At 72.1% G+C, this 21,320-nt stretch carries 15 protein-coding genes; 5 read left to right on the top strand and 10 right to left on the bottom strand.

The features are described from left to right. Both ACF08N_RS16970 and ACF08N_RS16975 read right to left on the bottom strand, forming a co-directional pair. A partial coding sequence (locus ACF08N_RS16970) for an aldehyde dehydrogenase family protein (RefSeq protein ID WP_392325404.1) occupies window positions 1-638 on the bottom strand: 638 nt, incomplete at its 3' end. 60 nt (window positions 639-698) lie between these two features. Continuing rightward, window positions 699-1,625 carry a proline dehydrogenase family protein gene (locus tag ACF08N_RS16975; RefSeq protein WP_392325405.1) on the bottom strand — a complete coding sequence of 309 codons (927 nt, stop codon included), beginning with the start codon at window positions 1,623-1,625 and terminating at the stop codon, window positions 699-701. A 184-nt stretch (window positions 1,626-1,809) separates the two neighbouring features. Here ACF08N_RS16975 and ACF08N_RS16980 point away from each other — a divergent pair, with 184 nt between their 5' ends. Beyond that, the gene (locus ACF08N_RS16980; protein WP_392325406.1) at window positions 1,810-3,012 is read left to right on the top strand and encodes a PucR family transcriptional regulator; all 1,203 of its coding nucleotides are present in this window, start codon (window positions 1,810-1,812) and stop codon (window positions 3,010-3,012) included. Window positions 3,013-3,052: 40 nt separating this feature from the next. Here the strand turns inward: ACF08N_RS16980 and ACF08N_RS16985 are convergent, their stop codons facing one another. Further along, complete coding sequence (locus ACF08N_RS16985) at window positions 3,053-3,640, bottom strand: TetR/AcrR family transcriptional regulator (protein ID WP_392325407.1); 588 nt, start codon at window positions 3,638-3,640, stop codon at window positions 3,053-3,055. 111 nt (window positions 3,641-3,751) lie between these two features. On the opposite strand from ACF08N_RS16985, the gene ACF08N_RS16990 reads away from it, so the two are divergent. Continuing rightward, window positions 3,752-5,323, top strand: coding sequence for an MFS transporter (locus ACF08N_RS16990; protein ID WP_392325408.1), 1,572 nt, complete (start codon window positions 3,752-3,754; stop codon window positions 5,321-5,323). Between the two features lie 587 nt (window positions 5,324-5,910). Here the strand turns inward: ACF08N_RS16990 and serA are convergent. The 6 genes from serA to ACF08N_RS17020 form a co-directional block, all read right to left on the bottom strand. After that, entirely contained in the window at window positions 5,911-7,503 is a 1,593-nt protein-coding gene (gene serA, locus ACF08N_RS16995) for a phosphoglycerate dehydrogenase (protein ID WP_392325409.1), read from the bottom strand. A gap of 226 nt (window positions 7,504-7,729) precedes the next feature. Further along, complete coding sequence (gene ilvC, locus ACF08N_RS17000) at window positions 7,730-8,731, bottom strand: ketol-acid reductoisomerase (protein WP_307713286.1); 1,002 nt, start codon at window positions 8,729-8,731, stop codon at window positions 7,730-7,732. Between the two features lie 92 nt (window positions 8,732-8,823). Continuing rightward, window positions 8,824-9,348 (bottom strand): acetolactate synthase small subunit, encoded by a 525-nt coding sequence (gene ilvN, locus ACF08N_RS17005; RefSeq protein WP_392325410.1) that lies wholly within the window; start codon window positions 9,346-9,348, stop codon window positions 8,824-8,826. 26 nt (window positions 9,349-9,374) lie between these two features. After that, complete coding sequence (locus ACF08N_RS17010) at window positions 9,375-11,228, bottom strand: acetolactate synthase large subunit (RefSeq protein ID WP_392325411.1); 1,854 nt, start codon at window positions 11,226-11,228, stop codon at window positions 9,375-9,377. A gap of 222 nt (window positions 11,229-11,450) precedes the next feature. Further along, window positions 11,451-14,261, bottom strand: coding sequence for a putative bifunctional diguanylate cyclase/phosphodiesterase (locus ACF08N_RS17015; protein WP_392325412.1), 2,811 nt, complete (start codon window positions 14,259-14,261; stop codon window positions 11,451-11,453). Window positions 14,262-14,652: 391 nt separating this feature from the next. After that, window positions 14,653-15,606: a 2-hydroxyacid dehydrogenase gene (locus ACF08N_RS17020; RefSeq protein WP_392325413.1), complete on the bottom strand. Its 954-nt coding sequence runs from the start codon at window positions 15,604-15,606 to the stop codon at window positions 14,653-14,655. 84 nt (window positions 15,607-15,690) lie between these two features. Here ACF08N_RS17020 and ACF08N_RS17025 point away from each other — a divergent pair, with 84 nt between their 5' ends. The 3 genes from ACF08N_RS17025 (at window position 15,691) to ACF08N_RS17035 (ending at window position 18,239) form a co-directional block, all read left to right on the top strand. After that, window positions 15,691-16,689, top strand: coding sequence for an aldo/keto reductase (locus tag ACF08N_RS17025; protein WP_392325414.1), 999 nt, complete (start codon window positions 15,691-15,693; stop codon window positions 16,687-16,689). Window positions 16,690-16,845: 156 nt separating this feature from the next. Further along, window positions 16,846-18,015 carry a PQQ-dependent sugar dehydrogenase gene (locus ACF08N_RS17030; protein ID WP_392325415.1) on the top strand — a complete coding sequence of 390 codons (1,170 nt, stop codon included), beginning with the start codon at window positions 16,846-16,848 and terminating at the stop codon, window positions 18,013-18,015. 14 nt (window positions 18,016-18,029) lie between these two features. Next, entirely contained in the window at window positions 18,030-18,239 is a 210-nt protein-coding gene (locus ACF08N_RS17035) for a DUF6191 domain-containing protein (RefSeq protein ID WP_392325416.1), read from the top strand. Here the strand turns inward: ACF08N_RS17035 and ACF08N_RS17040 are convergent. Then, entirely contained in the window at window positions 18,169-21,303 is a 3,135-nt protein-coding gene (locus tag ACF08N_RS17040; protein ID WP_392325693.1) for an AAA family ATPase, read from the bottom strand. The genes ACF08N_RS17035 and ACF08N_RS17040 overlap by 71 nt on opposite strands. Window positions 21,304-21,320 lie beyond the last annotated feature (17 nt).

The following is a 21,320-nucleotide window of genomic DNA, read 5'->3' on the forward strand; positions in this document are numbered from 1 at the left end:
TTCCACACCACCACGTTGCCCATCAGCGCGGGCGCGGTCGGCAGGTTGCCGGCGATGGCCGTGAAGTTGAACGGCGTGATCGCGTAGACGAAGCCTTCGAGCGGACGGTGGTCGAGACGGTTCCACACACCCGGCGAGTTCGCCGGCGGCTGCTCGGCCAGCAGGTCACGCGCGTACTTGACGTTGAAGCGCCAGAAGTCGACCAGCTCGCAGGGGGTGTCGATCTCCGCCTGCTGCGCGGTCTTGGACTGACCCAGCATGGTCGAGGCGGCCAGCGTCTCGCGCCACGGGCCGGCCAGCAGCTCGGCGGCGCGCAGGATGATCGCGGCGCGGTCGTCGAACGACATCGCGCGCCAGGCCGGGGCGGCGGCGAGCGCCGCGTCGATCGCGTCCTGCGCGTCCTGCTGGGTGGCGTGCGCGCCGGTGCCGATCACAGCCTTGTGGTTGTGCGGCTGCACGACCTCGAAGCGCTCGCCGCCGCCGAGCCGCTTCACACCGCCGATGGTCATCGACAGCTCGATCGGGTTCTCGGCCAGCTCCTTGAGCTTGGCCTCGAGGCGGGCGCGCTCGGCGGAACCGGGGGCGTAGCCGTGCACCGGCTCGTTGACCGGCGCGGGGACCTGAGTGACAGCGTCCATGAGTTCCGTGACTCCTTTGCGAGGGTGGGGAGGGGCTCGGCCCTGGAATCGGTTCTGGGGTCAGTTCTTGGTGATCATCGAGCGCGCGAAGAACAGCAGGTTGGCCGGCTTCTCCGCGAGACGGCGCATGAAGTAGCCGTACCAGTCGGTTCCGTACGCGGTGTAGACACGCATCCGGTGTCCCTCGGCGGCGAGGCGGACATGCTCCTCGCTGCGGATTCCGTACAGCATCTGGAACTCGTACTCGTCCAGTTTGCGCCCTGCGCTGCGCGCGAGCTCCTGACCGATGGCGATCAGGCGCGGGTCGTGCGACCCGATCATCGGGTAGCCGTCGCCCTCCATGAGGATCCGCAGGATGCGGACGTACGCCTTGTCGATCTCGGCCTTGTTCTGGAGCGCGACGGAGGCGGGCTCCTTGTAGGCGCCCTTCACCAGCCGCACCCGGCTGCCGTTCGCGGCGAGGCGGCGGGCGTCGTCCTCGGTGCGGTAGAGGTACGCCTGGATGACGCAGCCGGTCTGCGGGAAGTCCTTCCGCAGCTCCTCGTGGATGGCGAACATCGAGTCGAGGGTGGTGTGGTCCTCGGCATCGAGCGTGACCGTGGTGCCGATCGCGGCGGCGGCCTCGACGACCGGACGGACGTTCGCGAGGGCCAGCTCGTGTCCGCCCTCCAGCGCCTGGCCGAACATCGACAGCTTGACGGACATCTCGGCACGGGGGCCGAGCTCCAGCGGCTTGAGGTGCTCGATGAGCTCGAGGTAGGCGTCGCGCGCGGCGGTCGCCTGCTCGGGGGTGGTGATGTCCTCGCCGACGACGTCGAGGGTGACCTCGAGGCCCTGGGCGGCGGCGTCCTTGACCACCGGGACGACCTGGTCGACGGTCTCACCGGCGATGAACCGGGCGACCACCTGCTTGGTCCCCGGGGCGGCCGACACGAAACGGCGCATCTTGTCGCTGCGCGACGCTGCGAGGATCACGGGACCCAGCACGGGGCACCTCCACGGAACAGGTGTTGAAGGGGACCGAGGCCGACCGTTTCGCGTACGTGTCGGGAACGGCACGAAGAACCACCGTGAAACTTAAGGATCGCTCCGATCCGGGGCCATCGACAGCTGTCACGCATCCGTGTCCCGGATCTCAGACATATGTCTGAAGAGGTGCGAGAATGGCGGGATGAAGGGCGATTACCAGGATCTGGTCGACGAGATCTCCGCACTGCTCGCCATGCCGGCGACGCTGGAGAACCGGGATTTCGGGCTGATCGCCTTCGGGGCCCACGACAGCGGCAGCGCCTTCGACGAGACCACGCTGGACCCGGTGCGCACCCGGTCGATCCTGACCCGGAAGTCGACGCCCGCGGTGCGTGCCTGGTTCGAGGGCTTCGGCATCGCCCGCGCGACGGGACCGGTCCGCATCCCCGCCGCCCCGGACGCGGGCGTCTTCCGTGACCGCATCTGCCTGCCGGTACGGCACCGGGGCATCGTCCTCGGCTACGTGTGGCTGCTCGACGCCGACCCGGGTCCGACCGCGGAGCAGCTCGCCGCGGCCATGGAGGTGACGGAGCGCATCGGCACGTTGATGGCGGACGAGGAGCGCGCCGGCGCCGACCTGTCGCGCGAGCTGCGGGCGGTGCTGGCCGCGGAGCGCGGCTGGCAGTACGACATGGCGGTGGCCGCCCTGCGCACGGCGCTGGGCGCGGACGCCGACGGGACGCACACCGTGGTGTGCGTGACGCCGTGGCCGGCGGACGACGCGCCGTCGGCCCGGGCGCTGCCGGGGGCGGCGGCGCTGTGCACGCTGCCGCTGGGGGCTGGTGCCGCCTCCGGCGCGACCGCGCAGGGGGCCGACAGGCCGGCGGCCGGGCGGGCCGTCGCCGCGCTGGTGCGGCTGCGTTCGGCGGACAACGCGGCCCCGGCGCTGACGGTCGCCTCCCGGCTGCGCGACGCGGCGGCGTCGGGGGCCGGGGGCGTCGTGGCCGGGGTGGCCGCGGCGCGGCGCGGGCTCGGCGAGCTCGACGGGGCGTGGCGGGAGGCCGTGTCCGGCGCCCGCGCGGTGCTGGCCGAGCCCCGGCTCGGACCGGTCGCGCGGTGGTCGGACCTCGGCCCGTACCGGATGCTGACGGCCCTGCCCGAGGGCGCGGCCGACGACCCGGCCGTACGGGAGCTGTTCACCCCGGCGCACGCCGAACTGGCCCGCACCGCCGAGGTGTTCCTCGACTGCGCGGGCCAGGCGGGGCGCACGGCGGCGGCCCTCGGCATCCACCGGCAGACGCTGTACTACCGCCTGTCGCGCGTCGAGGCGCTCACCGGGCTGGACCTGAACGAAGGCGAGCACCGGCTGCTGCTGCACATGGCGTTGAAGGGCACGCGGCTGTGAGCGCTCGGGGCGCGCGCCCGGCCCGGTCCGCCGAGAGGCCCTAGGACGTCCGGGACGCCGCGTCCATCACGCGCCGCAGGCCCTCGGTGAGTTCGTCGGCACGGGTGGCCGTCTGCGGGTCGAACGTCCACTGGGCGATGAGGCCCATCATCAGCGTCATGTAGAACTTGCCGACCGTGTCGACCTGTTCGTCGTCGACGTCGGGCTCCTCGCCGCCCATCAGCATCGGGATGATCCCCCGTGCGCCCTCACGCTGGGCCCGCGCCAGGTGGTCGCGCACCCCGGGGAGCTGGTCGCCCATGACCACGATCTCCATGCTGAGCCGCCACAGCGAGTCGGGCCCCTGCATGGTGCCGATGACGTTCGACCAGACCTCATGGAACCGCTCCAGCGAACCCGGCCGCGTCCCGGTCGTTGCGCGCTCCCCCGCGTCGAAGTCGTCCGAGACGCCCTCGACCAGAGCGATGTACGCCTGGGCGAGGAGCTCGTCCTTCGAACCGTAGTGATAGCCGATCGACGCCAGGTTCGTCCCGGACTCCTTGACGATGTCCCGCGCCGTGGTGCGCACGAAACCCTTGTCCAGCAGGCAGCGCTTGGCGCCTTCGAGCAGATCCTCTCGATGTCCCATGCCCGGCACCCTACCGCCGGTTCCATACAAACGTCCCATACGCACGTCTTGCACGCCCGTGCTACACAGTTGTCCTAGACAAGCGTTTAAGACGTGCGTACATTGCTCGGCATGACGCTTCCCGCCACCCCACCGGTCCGCGCCGGCCGCCGCGAATGGACCGCCTTCGTCGTCCTGCTGCTGCCGCTCCTCCTGGTCTCGATGGACGTCTCCGTCCTCTACTTCGCGATCCCCGCGATCAGCCGCGAACTCGACCCGAGCAGCACCCAGCAGCTGTGGATCTTCGACATCTACACCTTCGCCCTCGCCGGGCTGCTGATCACCATGGGCTCGCTCGGGGACCGCATCGGGCGACGCCGGCTCCTGCTGATGGGAGCGGCCGCGTTTGGCACCGCCTCGATCGGCGCGGCGTACGCGCAGAGCGCCGAGATGCTCATCGCCGCACGCGCGCTGCTCGGCGTTGGCGGCGCGACGCTGATGCCGTCCACGATGGCGCTGGTGCGCAACATGTTCCGCGAAGACGCCCAGCGCACCAAGGCGATCGGCATCTGGTCCGGTGCGATGGCCGGCGGCATCGCGCTCGGCTCGGTGCTCGGCGGCGTCCTGCTGGACCACTTCTGGTGGGGCTCGGTGTTCCTGATCAACGTGCCCGCGATGCTGCTCCTGCTGGTCCTGGTGCCGGTGCTGGTGCCGGAGTTCAAGGACCCGGCGCCCGGGCGGTTCGACCTGCTGAGCGTGCCCCTGTCGATGGGCGCGGTCCTGCCCGTGGTCTACGGGCTCAAGGAGATCGCCGCCGAGGGCTACCGCCCCCTGCCTGCCCTGTGCATCACGGTCGGCCTCGCCGTCGGCTACGTCTTCGTACGGCGTCAGCGCAGCCGGGACGACGCCATGATCAGCCGGACCCTGTTCCAGAAGCGCGGCTTCGGATCCGGGATCGTCCTCAACACGGTCGCCATGTTCGCCGTGATGGGCTCGGCGTACTTCACCACGCAGTACCTGCAGTCGGTCCTCGGCATGGGCCCCATGGAGGCGGCGCTGTGGAGCGTGGTGCCGTCGCTCGCCGTCGGTGTCGCCGCCCCGGCCGCGGGCGCCGCCGTCCAGCGCGCCGGGCGCGGCCCGGTCGTCGTCGCCGGGTTCCTGATCGGCGCGGCGGGCTACGCGATCCTGTCGCTGACCGGCACCGACTCCCTGGCGGTCCTGCTGACCGCCGCGGCCGTCATGGGCTGCGGCACCGTCACGGTGATGGCAGTCGTCTCCGACATGGCACTGGCCGCGGCACCCCCGGAGAAGGCGGGCTCGGCGGCGTCGTTGCTGGAAACCGGGCAGGAGTTCGGCGGGGCGCTGGGCATGGCGTTCCTCGGCAGCCTGGGAACGGCGGTCTACCGCCGGGACATCGCCGACACGGCCCCGTCGGGCGTGTCGGGCGACGCGCTGACGACGGCCCGCGAAACCCTGGGCGGCGCCGGCGTGGTCGCGGACCGACTGCCCGCAGGCGCCGGCCAGTCACTCCTGGAGGCGGCCCGGGAGGCGTTCGTCCACGGGATGCAGATCGCCGCGGTGGCGGGCGGCGCGCTGCTGATCGCCGCGGCGCTGCTGGCGACGGTGCTGCTGCGCGGGCGCGCGTGCGCTGGCCCGGCCGAGCGCCCGGCCCCGCGGACCCCGGCCGACGCGGTGCGGCGGTAGCCGCGGGGCCGCGCTACTGCGCAGGCGCGCATGTACGTCCGCCCCGACGAGCCGACCGCGCCGGCCGATGCGGTACGGCGGCAGCCGCGGGCCTGCGCCCCTACCCGGCGGCCGATGGGGCCCCCGGGTGGCCACGTCCGCAGGGCGCACCCCCGCCCCGAAACCGGCAAGCCGGCGGGACCCCGAACCGCCGTCCGACCGGTGGCCGGACACCCCCTACGGCCCAGCGGCCGCGGGCAGGGCCCCGGCCAAGCCAGAGGATGTCCCCACCCCACAACCAACCTGGGCAAACGCAGGACGCCGTGAGCCCCGCAGCGGGGCTGCATACGCGGCGTCGGCGAGTCGGGCGCGAGGGCCGGTCGGCGGGTCCCACGCCCAATAGGGCCCGCCTGGGGCCACCTCCCACGGCCGCCAGGCCGTACGGAGGAAGGCCGCGGGCCGGTGGCCATGCCCGCAGAGCAGAGGTGAGGGTCCGGGGCGGAGCCCCGGTCGGGAAGGATCCGGGACGGAGCCCACGGTCCGGGGGCCGGGTATGCGAAAGGGCCCGGTCCACCGGGCCCTTTCGGGTGCGTGCAGGGCGCAGACCGTCAGTCCGTGAGGTTCACGGAGCGGGACGACGTCGCGCCGATCTCCGCCGCGATCTCCGAGAGCACCGCCTGCGGCACGGTGTCGTCCACCGTCAGGACGACGAGCGCCTCGCCGCCCTCCTCCGCGCGCGAGACCTGCATGCCCGCGATGTTGAGGCCCGCCTCGCCGAGGATGCGGCCGACCGTGCCGACGACGCCGGGACGGTCCTCGTACCGCAGGACGACCATGTGGTCCGCGAGCGCGAGGTCCACGTCGTAGTCGCCGACGGCGACGATCTTCTGGAGGTGCTTGGGGCCGGCCAGCGTGCCGGAGACCGCGACCTCCTCGCCGCCCGAGAGGGTGCCGCGCACGGTGACGACGTTGCGGTGGTCCGGGGACTCCGAGCTCGTCGTCAGCCGGACCTCGACACCGCGCTCCTGGGCGAACAGCGGGGCGTTGACGTACGACACGGTCTCGTCGACGACGTCCTCGAACACGCCCTTCAGCGCGGACAGTTCGAGCACCTTGACGTCGTGCTGGGTGATCTCGCCGTAGACCTCGACGTCGAGACGGACCGCGACCTCGCCCGCGAGCGCGGTGAAGATGCGGCCGAGCTTCTCGGCGAGCGGCAGGCCCGGGCGCACGTCCTCGGCGATGACGCCGCCCTGGACGTTGACCGCGTCCGGGACGAGCTCACCGGCGAGCGCGAGACGCACGCTGCGGGCGACGGCGATACCGGCCTTCTCCTGCGCCTCGTCCGTGGACGCGCCGAGGTGCGGGGTGCAGACGACCTGGTCGAGCTCGAACAGCGGGGAGTCCGTGCAGGGCTCCTTCGCGTACACGTCGAGGCCGGCGCCGGCGACCCGGCCCTCCTTGACGGCGGAGAACAGCGCGGCCTCGTCGACGATCCCGCCGCGCGCGGCGTTGACGATCCGGACCGTCGGCTTGACCTTGTGCAGCGCCTCGTCGCCGATGAGACCGAGGGTCTCGGGCGTCTTGGGGAGGTGGACGGTGATGAAGTCGGAGACCTCGAGCAGCTCGTCGAGCGTCAGGAGCTTGACGCCCATCTGCGCGGCACGCGCGGGCTGCACGTAGGGGTCGTACGCGACGATCTTCATGCCGAAGGCGGACATGCGCTGGGCGACCAGCACGCCGATGCGGCCGAGGCCCACGACGCCGAGGACCTTCTCGCTGAGCTCGACACCCGTGTACTTCGAGCGCTTCCACTCGCCGTTCTTCAGGGCGGTGTTGGCCTGGGGGATGTTGCGCGCGGTGGCGACGATCAGACCGCAGGCGAGCTCGGCGGCGGTGACGATGTTGGACGTCGGCGCGTTGACGACCATGACGCCGGCCTTGGTGGCGGCCGAGACGTCCACGTTGTCCAGGCCGACGCCGGCGCGGGCGACGACACGCAGCTTGCGGGCGGCGGCGATGGCCTCGGCGTCGACCTTGGTGGCCGAGCGGACCAGGATCGCGTCGACGTCGGCGATGGCGGGGACGAGCTCCGCGCGGTCGGCGCCGTTGCAGTGCCGGATCTCGAAGTCCGGACCGAGTGCGTCGACGGTCGCGGGCGACAGCTCTTCAGCAATGAGTACGACAGGTTTCGAGCTCACGTGAGTCCTCACATGTCCGGTGCAGACGGCCGTCCCGACGGCCGCAGCGGTGGAGGGGGCTAGCCGCGTGGAAGACGCACGACACTGTGGGCCTGACGCGTATGTAGTAACGAGTGTAGTGGTGCACCAGGGTGCGCCTTACGCCTCGGTGGAAGGATCACCCGTCCGTGGCTGGACGAAGTGGCGGAGGCGAGGGGGCCGGACACCGGCCCCCTCGCCCACAGGGTCACGCCTCGTCGTTGTCGACCCAGCTCATGAGCTTGCGCAGCTCCTTGCCGGTGGTCTCCAGCAGGTGGTTCTCGTCCTGCGTCTTGTACTCGTTGTACTTCTTCAGGCCGCCGTGGTACTCGTCCATCCAGTTCTTGGCGAACGTGCCGTCCTGGATCTCGGCGAGGACCTTCTTCATCTCGGCCTTGGTGGCGTCCGTGATGATGCGCGGGCCCGTGACGTAGTCGCCCCACTCGGCGGTCTCGGAGACCGACCAGCGCATCTTCTCCAGGCCGCCCTCGTACATGAGGTCCACGATGAGCTTCAGCTCGTGCAGGCACTCGAAGTAGGCGATCTCCGGCTGGTAGCCGGCCTCGGTCAGGGTCTCGAAGCCCGCCTTGACCAGCGCCGCGGTACCACCGCAGAGCACGGCCTGCTCACCGAACAGGTCGGTCTCGGTCTCTTCCTTGAAGGTCGTCTTGATGACGCCCGCGCGGGTGCCGCCGATGCCCTTGGCGTACGACAGCGCCAGGTCGAAGGCCTTGCCGGTGGCGTCCTGCTCGACGGCGGCGATGCAGGGAACGCCGCGGCCCTCCTCGTACTGGCGGCGGACCAGGTGGCCCGGGCCCTTGGGGGCGACCATGGCGACGTCGACACCGGCCGGCGGCTTGATGAAGCCGTAGCGGACGTTGAGGCCGTGGCCGAAGAACAGGGCGTCGCCGTCCTTCAGGTTGGGAGCGATGGACTCCTCGTAGACCTGGGCCTGGATCGGGTCCGGGACCAGGATCATGATGACGTCGGCCTCGGCGGCGGCCTCGGCGGGCGTCACGACGCGCAGGCCCTGCTCCTCGGCCTTGGCCTTGGACTTGGAGCCCTCGTGCAGACCGACGCGGACGTCGACACCCGAGTCACGCAGCGACAGCGCGTGGGCGTGGCCCTGGCTGCCGTAGCCGATCACCGCGACCTTGCGGTTCTGGATGATGGACAGGTCGGCGTCGTCGTCGTAGAACAGCTCGGCCACTGGGATTCTCCTTGGAGTGCTGGTGTTGCGTCCCACCGTACGGCGGGAGTGGATGGGGAAGTCTCGGGGTCTCGCCAGGCGAGAAGGGTGCGTCAGGCAGAACGGTCCAGGGCCCGCAGCGAGCGGTCCGTGATGGACCGGGCGCCACGCCCTATGGCGATCGTGCCGGACTGGACGAGCTCCTTGATGCCGAACTGCTCCAGCATCTTGAGCATCGCCTCCAGCTTGTCACTCGAACCGGTGGCCTCGATCGTGACGGCATCGGGCGAGACGTCGACGGTCTTGGCGCGGAACAGCTGGACGATCTCGACGATCTGGGAGCGGGTCTCGTTGTCCGCGCGGACCTTCACCAGGACGAGCTCGCGCTGGATGGCGCCGCCGGGCTCGAGCTCGACGATCTTCAGGACGTTGACCAGCTTGTTGAGCTGCTTGGTCACCTGCTCCAGCGGCAGGTCCTCGACATTGACCACGATCGTGATGCGGGAGATGTCGGGGTGCTCGGTGACGCCGACGGCGAGCGAGTCGATGTTGAAGCCGCGGCGGGAGAACAGGGCGGCGATCCTGGCCAGGATGCCGGGGGTGTTCTCCACCAGGACGGAGAGCGTGTGCTTGGACATGTGCGTCGTACCTCTTCCTACGGCTCTCAGTCGTCTTCGTTGTCGCCGAAGTCGGGGCGCACGCCACGGGCGGCCATGACCTCGTCGTTGGAGGTGCCTGCGGCGACCATCGGCCACACCTGGGCGTCCTCGTGGACGATGAAGTCGACGACGACCGGGCGGTCGTTGATCGCGTTCGCCTCGGCGATGACCTTGTCCAGGTCGGCCGGGGACTCGCAGCGGATCGCGTAGCAGCCCATGGCCTCGGACAGCTTGACGAAGTCCGGGACGCGGGTGCCGGCGCTCTTCTCCAGGCCGCTGGCCTCGGGGCCGGAGTGGAGCACGGTGTTGGAGTAGCGCTGGTTGTAGAACAGGGTCTGCCACTGGCGGACCATCCCGAGGGCGCCGTTGTTGATGATGGCGACCTTGATCGGGATGTTGTTCAGGGCGCAGGTGGTGAGCTCCTGGTTGGTCATCTGGAAGCAGCCGTCGCCGTCGATCGCCCAGACCGTGCGGTCCGGCTGTCCGGCCTTGGCGCCCATCGCGGCCGGGACCGCGTAGCCCATCGTCCCGGCGCCGCCCGAGTTGAGCCAGGTGGCGGGCTGCTCGTAGTCGATGAAGTGGGCGGCCCACATCTGGTGCTGGCCGACGCCCGCGGCGAAGATCGTGCCCTCGGGCGCGAGTTCACCGATGCGCTGGATGACCTGCTGGGGGGCGAGGCTGCCGTCGTCGGGCTGCTCGTAGCCCAGCGGGTAGGTCTCGCGCCAGCGGTTGAGGTCCTTCCACCAGGCCGCGTAGTCGCCGGTGTTGCCTTCGCTGTGCTCGGCCTGGACGGCCTGGACCAGGTCGGCGATGACCTCGCGGGCGTCGCCGACGATCGGGACGTCGGCGGTTCGGTTCTTGCCGATCTCGGCCGGGTCGATGTCGGCGTGGACGACCTTGGCGTACGGTGCGAAGCTGTCCAGCTTGCCGGTGACGCGGTCGTCGAAACGGGCTCCGAGGGCGACGATCAGGTCGGCCTTCTGCAGCGCGGTGACGGCGGTGACCGCACCGTGCATGCCCGGCATTCCCACGTGCAGGGGGTGGCTGTCGGGGAACGCGCCCAGCGCCATCAGGGTGGTGGTGACGGGGGCTCCGGTGAGCTCGGCGAGGACCTTCAGCTCGGCGGTCGCGCCGGCCTTGATGACGCCGCCGCCGACGTACAGCACCGGGCGCTTGGCGCCGGTGATGAGCTTGGCGGCCTCGCGGATCTGCTTGGCGTGCGGCTTGGTGACCGGCCGGTAGCCGGGCAGGTCGGTCTGCGGCGGCCAGCTGAAGGTGGTGCGCGCCTGGAGGGCGTCCTTGGCGATGTCGACCAGGACGGGGCCCGGGCGGCCGGTGGCGGCGATGTGGAACGCCTCGGCGATGGTGCGCGGGATGTCCTGGGCCTTGGTGACCAGGAAGTTGTGCTTGGTGATCGGCATGGTGATGCCGCAGATGTCCGCCTCCTGGAAGGCGTCCGTGCCGATCGCCTTGGAGGAGACCTGGCCGGTGATCGCGACCAGCGGCACGGAGTCCATGTGCGCGTCGGCGATCGGGGTGACCAGGTTGGTGGCGCCGGGGCCCGAGGTGGCCATGCAGACGCCCACCTTGCCGGTGGCCTGCGCGTACCCGGTGGCCGCGTGGCCGGCGCCCTGCTCGTGGCGGACCAGGACGTGGCGGACCTTGGTCGAGTCCATCATCGGGTCGTACGCCGGGAGGATGGCCCCGCCGGGGATGCCGAAGACCGTGTCGGCCCCTACTTCCTCAAGAGAGCGGATGAGGGACTGCGCACCCGTGACGTGTTCGACGGTGGCGGAGTGCTGTCCGCCGTTACGGGCCCGCGGCTGAGGATGGTGGGCCCCGGTGGCCTGCTCGGTCATCGGCTTCTCTTCTCGATGCTGAGGGTTTTTGCGAGGGTTTGGTACGGCTTCGGTACGTGCCGGTGCAACAAAAAACCCCTCGTGCCGTGAGGCAAGCGAGGGGAGCGCGTCGGGAGGTGTCCGCAGAGCCTGATCATGCGGCTCTGCTCAGCCGACGCGCTTTCCAAGTACGAGAATTCGGGTGCGCATGGCACTGACCCTCTCCCCGTCGCACCATTACTGTCAAGTGGGTGGGACGCGCGTCTCAGCATTTGAGCCATTTCGCGTGGGGGGAACGCCCCCGGTGAGCACCGGCAGAGCCATCCCCGCGGGAACCGGGAACTCGTCCCTGACCAGGGCGCGTCGCAGCCGGTACTCGTCCAGCGGCCCCGAGAAGGCCATGCCCTGCCCATGGGTGCAGCCCATGGCCCGCAGCGCGAGAACCTGCTCCGGGACGTCCACGCCGTCCGCCACGGAGTACATGCCGAGGTCGCGGGCGATGCGGAGCAGTCCACTGGTGATCTTGTGCAGCCGCGCGGACTCGACGACGCCCTCGACCAGACCCCGGTCGAGCTTGAGCACGTCCACGGGCAGCCGGCGCAGGGCGTTGATGGCCGCGTAGCCGCTGCCGAAGCCGTCCAGGGCGATCCGTACGCCGAGTCTGCGCAGCGCGACGAGCCGCTGCTCCAGCTCGTCGAAGGAGATCCGGGGGTCGCTGTCCGCGAGCTCGATGATCAGCGCTCCGGACGGCAGCTGGTGGCGGGTGAGCAGCGCCTCGATGGAGCCGAGCGGCAGGGATCTGTCGAGCAGGAGCCGGGCCGAGAGCCGGACCGAGACCGGGGTCGGATGGCCGAGCCTGCCGCGCTCGGCGGCCTGCTCCACGGCCTCTTCGAGGAGCCAGCGACCGAGCTCGGCGGTGCGGTTCCCGTCGTCGGCGACCCGCAGGAATTCGGCCGGGGTGAACAGGATGCCCTGCGCGGAGCGCCACCGGGCCTGGGCGGACACGGCGGCGATCCGGCCGGTGGTCAGGCTCACCACGGGCTGGTGCAGGAGGGCGAACTCGCCGTCGTGCAGGGCGCTGCGCAGGCGGGCGGCCAGCTCGGTGCGGCGCACCACGTCGGCCTGCATCTGGGGCGCGTACAGCTCGACGCGGTCCTTGCCGGCCGCCTTGGCGCGGTACATGGCGAGGTCGGCGTTGCGCATGAGGTCGGTGGGGCTGAGGGCCGGTTCGGCGAAGGCCACGCCGATGGAGGCGGCCACCCGCACCTCGGTGCCGTCGATGCGGTACGGCTGGGAGAGCATGAGCCGCAGCCTGTCCGCGATCTCGTGGACCTGGAGCTCGCGGGCGGTCCGGTCGAGGGTGCCGTCGCCGATGATGAGGGCCGCGAACTCGTCGCCGCCGAGACGGGCGGCGGTGTCCCCCGCCCGGACGGAATCGGCCAGCCGGCGGGCCGCCTGGATCAGCAGTTCGTCGCCGGCCTGATGGCCGAGACGGTCGTTGACGCCCTTGAAGCCGTCGAGGTCGATGAAGAGCACGGCGGTGCCCGGATCGCCCGCCCTGCGGCCGCCGAGAGCGCGGCGGACCCGTTCGGTGAACAGGGCGCGGTTGGGCAGGTCCGTCAGCGGGTCGTGTTCGGCGTTGTGCTGGAGCTGGGCCTGCAGCCGCACCCGCTCGGTGACGTCCCGGCTGTTGAAGATCAGCCCGCCCTGGTGGCGGCTGACCGTGGACTCCACGTTGAGCCAGTCGCCGGCGCCGGACCTGAAGCGGCACTCGATACGGGTCGTCGGTTCGTCGCCGGGCGGCGCGGCGAGGAACCGGCGCACCTCGTGGACGACACGGCCGAGATCCTCGGGGTGGATCAGCGAGGCCAGCTCGGAGCCGACGAGCTCCTCGGCGTCGCGCCCGTAGACCTTGGTGGCGGCGGGCGAGACGTAGCGCAGGACGCCGGTGGGAGCGGCGATCATGATGACGTCGCTGGAGCCCTGGACCAGGGAGCGGAAGTGGTTCTCCTTCTGAGCCAGTTCGTGGGTGAGCGCGATGTTGTCCAGGAGCATGATGCCCTGGCGCACGACGAGGGCCAGCACGACGGTGCAGCCGGTGATCACGACGACGCGGTCGACCCGGCGGTCCTCGGTGACGCTGTACAGGATCCCCAGTGTGCACACCGCCGCGGCGAGATACGGCGTGAGCGCGGCCAGGGAGCTCGCCAACGGCCGGCCGGTCTGCCGGGGGCCGCGCGGCGGGCCGCCGGTCTCCGCCGAGCGGCGCGCGCCCCAGGGCGCGTACGCCAGCAGGAGCGAGCCGGCGAACCAGCCCGCGTCGAGCAGCTGACCCGACCGGTAGCTCTCCCGCAGCAGCGGCGAGGTGAACAGGGCGTCGCACAGCACGGTCAGGGCGAGGCCCGCGATGGCCGTGTTGACGGCGGAGCGGTTGGCGGGCGAGCGCCGGAAGTGGAGCGCGAGCACCATGCTGACCAGCACGATGTCCAGCAGCGGGTAGGCGAGGGACAGCGCGGCCGGCGCCACGCTCTCGCCCTGGGCGTGCGCGGTGTGGGCGAGGGCGAGGCTCCACGACAGGGTGAGCAGCGAGCCCCCGATCAGCCAGGCGTCGAGCCCGAGGCAGACCCAGCCCGCCCTGGTCACCGGGCGCTTGGCGAGCACCAGGAGTCCGACGATGGCCGGGGGCGCGAAGCAGAGGAAGAACAGGTCGGCGACGGACGGGCTCGGCACCTCGCGCCCGAGCACCACCTCGTACCAGCCCCAGACAGCGTTGCCGGCCGACGCCATCAGGGACGAGATCGCGAAGAGCAGCCAGGCGGGGCGGAAGCGGCAGTCGGGTGTGCGCGCGTAGAACAGGCACGAGACGGCGGCGACGAGCGCGGCGGCGCTGAGCCCGAAGTCGCCCATGATCAATGCCAGTTCCTGCGACCCCCAGCCGAGGGCCGCACCCACGCCGTAGGCCGCGCACACGACGGCCAGGACCAGTTGCGGAAGCAGCGCGGCGGCGCCGCCCGGGACGGTGTCCCGCGCCATCAGCGCCCCTGGGGCGCTCACCGGGCCACCCTCAGGTGCCTGGTCGGCGGCTGGGGCCGCGCCGGGTGGGTGAGCGGCGGATGCGCCGAGCGCGGTCGGCACATCGGCGTGCACTGCCGACCGGGCCTGCCCGCCGGAGCGCACAGCGGCCGGCGGCGGCGGCCCCGCCGCGTCGGATCGTGGGTCCATCGGCCCTGCATCGCCCGTCGCCCCCCTCGGATCTGATCTGCACTCAGCTCGCGTCGCAGCACCGCTCCCTCGCGTCCGGTGCAGCCCCCAGGTCGGGACGATACACCAATATCGTCACTCAGGGACATAGCCCCTCTACTCTCCGTGACGACCTGCGACGATGAAGGCACGCGGCGCATTCGAGTGACTTCAGAGCGTGATCAAACGATCGACACTCCTGCTGTCAGGTGCCGGTGGTCGCGACCACGTTGCGCAGAGGCTCCCCGGCGGCGAACCGGGTGAGCTGGTCGGCGAGCAGCCGCTTGGCGCGTGGCATGAACGCCGAGGTCGAGCCGCCGACATGGGGGCTGATCAGTACGCCCGGCGCGTGCCACAGCGGATGGCCCGCGGGCAGCGGCTCCGGGTCGGTGACATCGAGCGCCGCGGTGATCCGTCCGCTCTCCACCTCCGCGAGCAGGGCCTTTGTGTCGACGACCGGTCCGCGCGCGACGTTCACCAGCAGCGCGCCGTCCTTCATCCGGCTCAGGAAGTCGGCCCCCACCAGGCCCTTCGTCCGCTCGGTGAGAGGCGTGGAGACGATCACGACATCGGCGTCGGGCAGCAGTTCCGGCAGATCGGCGAGTGCGCGCACTTCGCCGCGCTCCGTTGCCCGGGCGGAGCGCGCGACGCGCGCCACCCGCGCGCACTCGAAGGGCGCGAGCCGGTCCTCGATGGCCGCGCCGATGGAGCCGTACCCGACGATGAGCACCGACCTGTCGGCGAGCGCCGGATAGAAGCCGTCCCGCCACTCCTCCGCGTCCTGCCCGCGCACGAAACCGGGGATGCCGCGGAGCGAGGCGAGGATCAGGGCGAGGGTGAGCTCGGCGGTCGACGCCTCGTGAACGCCCCGGGCGTTGCACAGGCGTACGCCCTCGGGCAGTGCGGAGAGCCCCGGCTCCACGTGATCGATTCCGGCGGACAGGGTCTGCACCACGCGCACGGACCGCATCGCGGCCAGGGGGCGTATGGCGACCTCCATGCCCTTCATGTACGGGACGACGTAGTAGACGCAGTCGGCGGGGTCGGCGGGAAAGTCCGGTCCGCCGTCCCAGAAGCGGTAGGTGAGTCCCGACTCGGCGGGCGCGGGCAGGCCGTCGATCTCGTCGGCGGGGATGGGCAGCCACACATCAGCAGTCATGGTCAGGAGGCTATGCGAAGGGCGCTGCGGGCCATTGGTTAGTTTTGACGACGGCCAGGGGGCCCGACGGGAAGGTACGGGGAGTTGGAGCGCAGGACAATCGGTGCGGCGGCCCTCGAAGTGGGCGCCGTCGGGCTCGGCTGCATGCCGATGAACTGGGCCTACACCGGCTCCGAACAACGCGGGGAGCGCTCGCTGCGCGCCGTCCACGCCGCGCTGGACGCCGGTACGACCCTGCTCGACACGGCTGACATGTACGGGCCGTTCACCAACGAACTGCTGCTCGGCAGGGCACTGAGGGAGCGGCGGGCGGAGGCGTTCGTGTCGACCAAGGCGGGTCTGCTGGTGGGAGACCAGCACATCGTCGCCAACGGGCGCCCCGGCTACGTGAAGCGGGCCTGCGACGCGTCGCTGCGCCGCCTGCAGACCGAGGTGATCGACCTCTACCAGCTGCACCGGGCCGACCCCGAGGTGCCCGTCGAGGAGACCTGGGGCGCGATGGCCGAACTGGTGTCGGCGGGAAAGGTGCGGGCGCTCGGGCTCTGCGCCGTGGGGGCCCGCGCCGCGCGGCGCTCCGGCGCGGACGTGCATGAGCAAACGATCCGGCAGCTGGAGCGGGTCCAGCAGGTCTTCCCGGTGAGCGCGGTGGAGGCGGAGCTCTCGGTGTGGTCGCCGGAGGCGCTGGAGCGGCTTGTGCCGTGGTGCGAGGCGCGCGGGATCGGTTTCCTGGCCGCTATGCCGCTGGGGAGCGGGTTCCTCACGGGGACGCTGACGCCGGGGCAGGGCTTCGAGGCGGACGACGTGCGGGCACGCCATCCCCGGTTCACGGCGGAGATGATGGCCGCCAACCAGCCGGTGGTGGCGGGGCTGCGGCGCATCGCGGAGCGGCACGGGCCGGGGACGACGCCGGCGCGGGTGGCGCTGGCGTGGGTGCTCGGGCAGGGGCGGCACGTGGTGCCGGTGCCCGGGACGAAGCGGCCGCGCTGGGCGGCGGAGAACGCGGGCGCCGCGGATCTGGAGCTGACGCCGCGGGACCTGGCCGAGATCGCGGCGCTCCCCCCGGCGCGGGGGTCCTGGGACTGAGTCCCCGCACGTGCCGCCGAAGGCACCGCCGAACGCACCGGCGAAGGTTCTGGCGAAGATCGGGAACCTCGGGGCGGGCTGCGGTGTAAGAACAGTAGTCAGGCAGTTCACCCGGCACGCCGGGCAGCGCAAGCAGCCGTCGAAGGGATCACCACCGTGCATCGTCCTGCATTGACGGCCGTCGTGGCCGCCGCGCTCTTCCTTACGGCCGGGTGCTCCTCCGGCGACGGACAACACCCGGCGGGCAGTTCCGGGCCCTCGGCGGACGCGGCCGCATCCCCCACCGGCGGCTCCCCCACCACCTCCCCCTCCGCCCCCGCCGGTCCTCCGGCGAGGGGCTCCGTGAAGGTCGTCTCGACCCTGACGGACGAGCTGGACTCCCCCTGGGGCGTGGCGGCCCTGCCCGGCGGGGACCTGCTGGTGGCCTCGCGCGACGAGGGCACGATCACCCGCGTGTCGGCCGACGACGGCAGGAAGACCGAGATCGGATCCGTACCGGGCGTCGCCCCCGGCGGTGAGGGCGGGCTGCTGGGCCTGGCTGTCTCCCCCTCGTTCGCCTCCGACCAGCAGGTCTACGCGTACTTCACCACCGCATCGGACAACCGCATCGCCCGCATGCTGTACGACGAGCGGAAGCCCGCCGGCCAGCAGCTGGGCGCACCGGACACGGTGCTCCGCGGCATCCCCAAGGGGGTCATCCACAACGGCGGGCGGATCGCCTTCGGCCCGGACAAGATGCTCTACGCGGGCACGGGCGAGACGGGTGACACGGGGCTCGCGCAGGACAAGGACTCGCTGGGCGGCAAGATCCTGCGGATGACCCCGGACGGTCAGCCGGTCCACGGCAATCCGGAGGCCGACTCGCTGGTGTACTCGTACGGGCACCGCAATGTGCAGGGCCTCGCCTGGGACTCCGAGAAGCGGCTGTGGGCGGCCGAGTTCGGGCAGAACACGTGGGACGAGCTCAATCTCGTCGAGCCGGGGAAGAACTACGGCTGGCCCGAGGCGGAGGGCAAGGCGGGCAAGGCGGGCTTCGTCGACCCGGTGGCGCAGTGGCGGACGGCGGACGCCTCGCCGAGCGGTATCGCCTACGCCCAGGGGTCGATCTGGATGGCGGGGCTGCGGGGCGAGCGGCTCTGGCGGATTCCCCTGTCCGGCGCGGAACCATCCGCCGAGCCCCAGCCGTTCCTCGAAGAGGAGTACGGCCGTCTGCGCACCGTGCTGTCGGCGGGCGGCGACCAGGTCTGGCTCGTCACCAGCGAGACGGACACCCGGGGCACGCCAGGGCCGGGTGACGACAGGATCCTCCGGCTGGAGGTGAGGTAGGAGGTGGCCGGTCGGTGTTCCAGAGCTTCGACGAGTTCTTCGCCCCGGGCCGCAGGCATACCGACGAGGAGCGGCACCGCCTGGCGCTGACCCGGGTCGACGTCGGGGACGGTGACTCGGGCCGCGGCCCGATAGACCTCGCGTCGGGCAGGGTCACGATCCGGGTTCCGCAGGAACCGACGTCCCCTGCGGATGAGGCCCTTCCCCCTCCAGAAGATCGGTGAACAGCCGCAGGCGGTGCGCCATCGCCGCCGCCTCGCCCCGGCCCGAGACACCCAGTTTGGCCAGGATGTTGGAGACGTGGACGCTCGCCGTCTTCGGTGAGATGTAGAGCTCCTCGGCGATGCGGCGGTTGCTGTGCCCGACCGCGACCAGGCGCAGTACGTCCTGCTCGCGGGGTGTCAGGCCGAGCGCCGGGGGCGGTGGTGCGGCCTGCGGAGTGGCGGATGCGTCCGGGGCGGGGTCGGTGAGGGGGATGCGGGCGCGCCGGGCGAGCAGTTCGACGTCCTCGGCCAGCAGGCGCGCGCCGAGTTCGGCGGCGGTCGTGCCGGCCTGGCGCAGCAGGTCGGCCGCCCGGGCGCGGTGGTCGTCACCGGAGCCGGACCCCGCCGCGTGCAGCAGGGCCTCGGCCCAGCGGTGGCGGACGCGGGCCAGGTCGTAGGGGCGCTCGAGCGGTGCGAAGGCGCAGCCGGCCTCGGCCCAGTGCCCGGCGGTGTCCCGGCCCTCGGCGCGGAACAGCTCCGCGCGCACCCACCGTTCGTGGGCGGACCAGACGGGCACGGCGCTCGCCAGGGTGCGGGCGGCCTCACGGATGCGGCGGAGCGCCTCGTCGCGGCCCGCCTCCGCCGAGGGCAGGCCGCGGGCGTCCGCCTCGGCCGTGGCGGCGGCTCGCAGCAGCGGCCAGGCGTAGCGCTGCGTGCCGGGCGGGAACCCGCCGGCGGCGGCCCGTGCCAGCTCGGCCCTGGCATCCGCCAGCCGTCCCTGAGCCGCGGCGATCTCCAGCGCGGCCGTGGTGAGCGGCAAGGCCGTCTGGGGTACGGGGTCGTTCGTGCCGAAGTGGTCGTGGGCGACGCGGAGTTGCTCTGCCGCCCCGGTGGCGTCGCCGCGCCCCAGCGCGAGGAAGGCGAGGTGCAGCGAGGCCGATCCGCGGGGCTGGGGGCTGGTGGCGATCCGCAGCGTCTCCCGGGCGTGCTCGGCCGCCTCGTCCCAGCGTCCGAGCGACTGACAGGACTCGGCGAGGTTCTGGCGGATCCACGCCTCGCTGTCCAGCAGGCCGTAGCGCTGCGAGATGCCGATGCCCTCGACCAGGATCCCGACGGCCTCGCGGGAGCGGCCGACGCCCTCCAGCACCGAGGGCAGGTTCACATGGATGCGGCCGACGTGGGCGACGCCGAGGGCGGCGTCCCGGTCCTTGACGGCGTACAGCTCGGCGAGACCGCCCTCGACGTCGCCGGAGTCGACCAGGAGGCAGCCGAGGGTGAGCCGGGCGCGCAGCTCGATGTCCTCCTCACCGACCATGCGGGCGTAGGCCACGGCCCGCTCGGCCGTGGCGAGGCTGCCGGGCCCGGGGTCGTGGGTCATGCCCCAGCGGGCGGCCTCGGCGAGCACCTCGGCGTGGACGGCGGAGGGCGGCAGTCCGCGGACGAGTTCCTGGGCGGCACCGAGTTCGGCCCAGCCGTCGCCGCGGCCCAGGCCCGATATCAGCCGCGAGCGCTGCACGGAGAACCAGGCGGCCCGCAGCGGGTCGCCCTCGGCCTCCGCGAGGCGCTGCCCGCGTTTGGCGATCTTCAGGGCGCGTTCGCGTTCGCCGCACAGCCGGCCGGCGACCGATGCCTCCGCCATCAGGTCGAGGTAGCGCAGCGGGGTCGTGTCCGGGTCGCAGCCGCACGGCGGGTAGACCTCCACGTGGTCGACGGGCCGCAGCCGGTCGCGCACCTCCTCCGGTGCGTCGTCCCAGAGCTCCATGGCCCGCTCCAGCAGGCGCAGTTGCTCGGCGTAGGCGTGGCGCCTGCGGGCGGCGACGGAGGCGGCGAGTACGGCGGGCAGGGCCTTGGCCGCGTCGTTCGCGCGGTACCAGTAGGTGGCCAGGCGCGTGGCGCGCTCCTCCTCGCGGACGAGCGCGGGGTCGGCCTCCAGCGCCTCGGCGTAGCGGCGGTTGAGCCGGGAGCGTTCGCCGGGCAGCAGGTCGTCGCTCACGGCCTCGCGCGCCAGCGAGTGGCGGAAGCGATAGCCGTCGCCGTCCGGTGCGGCGAGGACGATGTTCGCGCCGACGGCGGCACGCAGCGCCCCGTCGAGGTCGTCGTCAGGCAGCCCGGCGACGGCGTGCAGGAGGCCGTGTTCGACCGTGGAGCCGCCCTCGGCGAGGATGCGGACGACGCGCTGGGTGTCCTCGGTCAGGGCCTCTATGCGGACGAGGAGGATGTCGCGCAGGGAGTCGGGCAGGCCGGAGCAGGAGTCGTCGCTCAGGCTGGCGGCGAGTTCCTCGACGAAGAAGGCGTTGCCGTCGGAGCGTTCGAAGACGCGGTCGACCAGGGCGGGGGCCGGTTCCTGGGCGAGGATGCCGGCCATCTGCCGGCCGACCTCGGCGCGGTTGAAGCGGGTGAGCTCGATGCGCTGGACGGTGCGGGCGCGGTCGAGTTCGGCGAGGAAGGGGCGCAGGGGGTGGCGCCGGTGGACGTCGTCCGAGCGGTAGGTGGCCATGAGCAGGAGGCGTCCTCGCCGCAGCGTGCGGAAGAGGTACCCGAGCAGGTGGCGGGTGGAGGCACCGGCCCAGTGCAGGTCCTCCAGGACCAGGACCACGGTGTGCTCGCGGGCGACGCGTTCCAGCAGGCGCGCGGTCAGTTCGAAGAGGCGGGCCATGCTCTCCTCGTCGTGGCGGCCCCCTTCGGTCCGTGCGGCGGTGCCGAGTTCGGGTACGAGCCGGGCCAGTTCGTCCTCCTGCCCGGCGGCGGCGTCGGCGAATTCGCGGGGGAGGCGCCGGTGCAGGGTGCGCAGGGCGGTGGAGAAGGCGGCGAACGGCAGCCCGTCCGCGCCGATCTCGACGCATCCGCCGACGGCGACGACCGCGCCCCTGCGGCACGCCTCGGTCAGCAGCTCCTCGACGAGCCGGGTCTTGCCGACACCCGCCTCGCCTCCGATGAGGAGCGCCTGCGGCTCTCCCCCGGGGCTCGTGCCCTCGGGGGAGTCGCCGCCTGCTGCGCGGGTGAGTGCGTCGGTGAGCAGTGCCAGTTCGCCGGCTCGGCCGACGAACACGGGGCTGACGGACCTGGTCTCCACGTCGCCGAGCATCGCACAGCCGTCCGGAC

This window comes from Streptomyces sp. NPDC015127 (assembly GCF_043080095.1).
Taxonomy (GTDB): domain Bacteria; phylum Actinomycetota; class Actinomycetes; order Streptomycetales; family Streptomycetaceae; genus Streptomyces.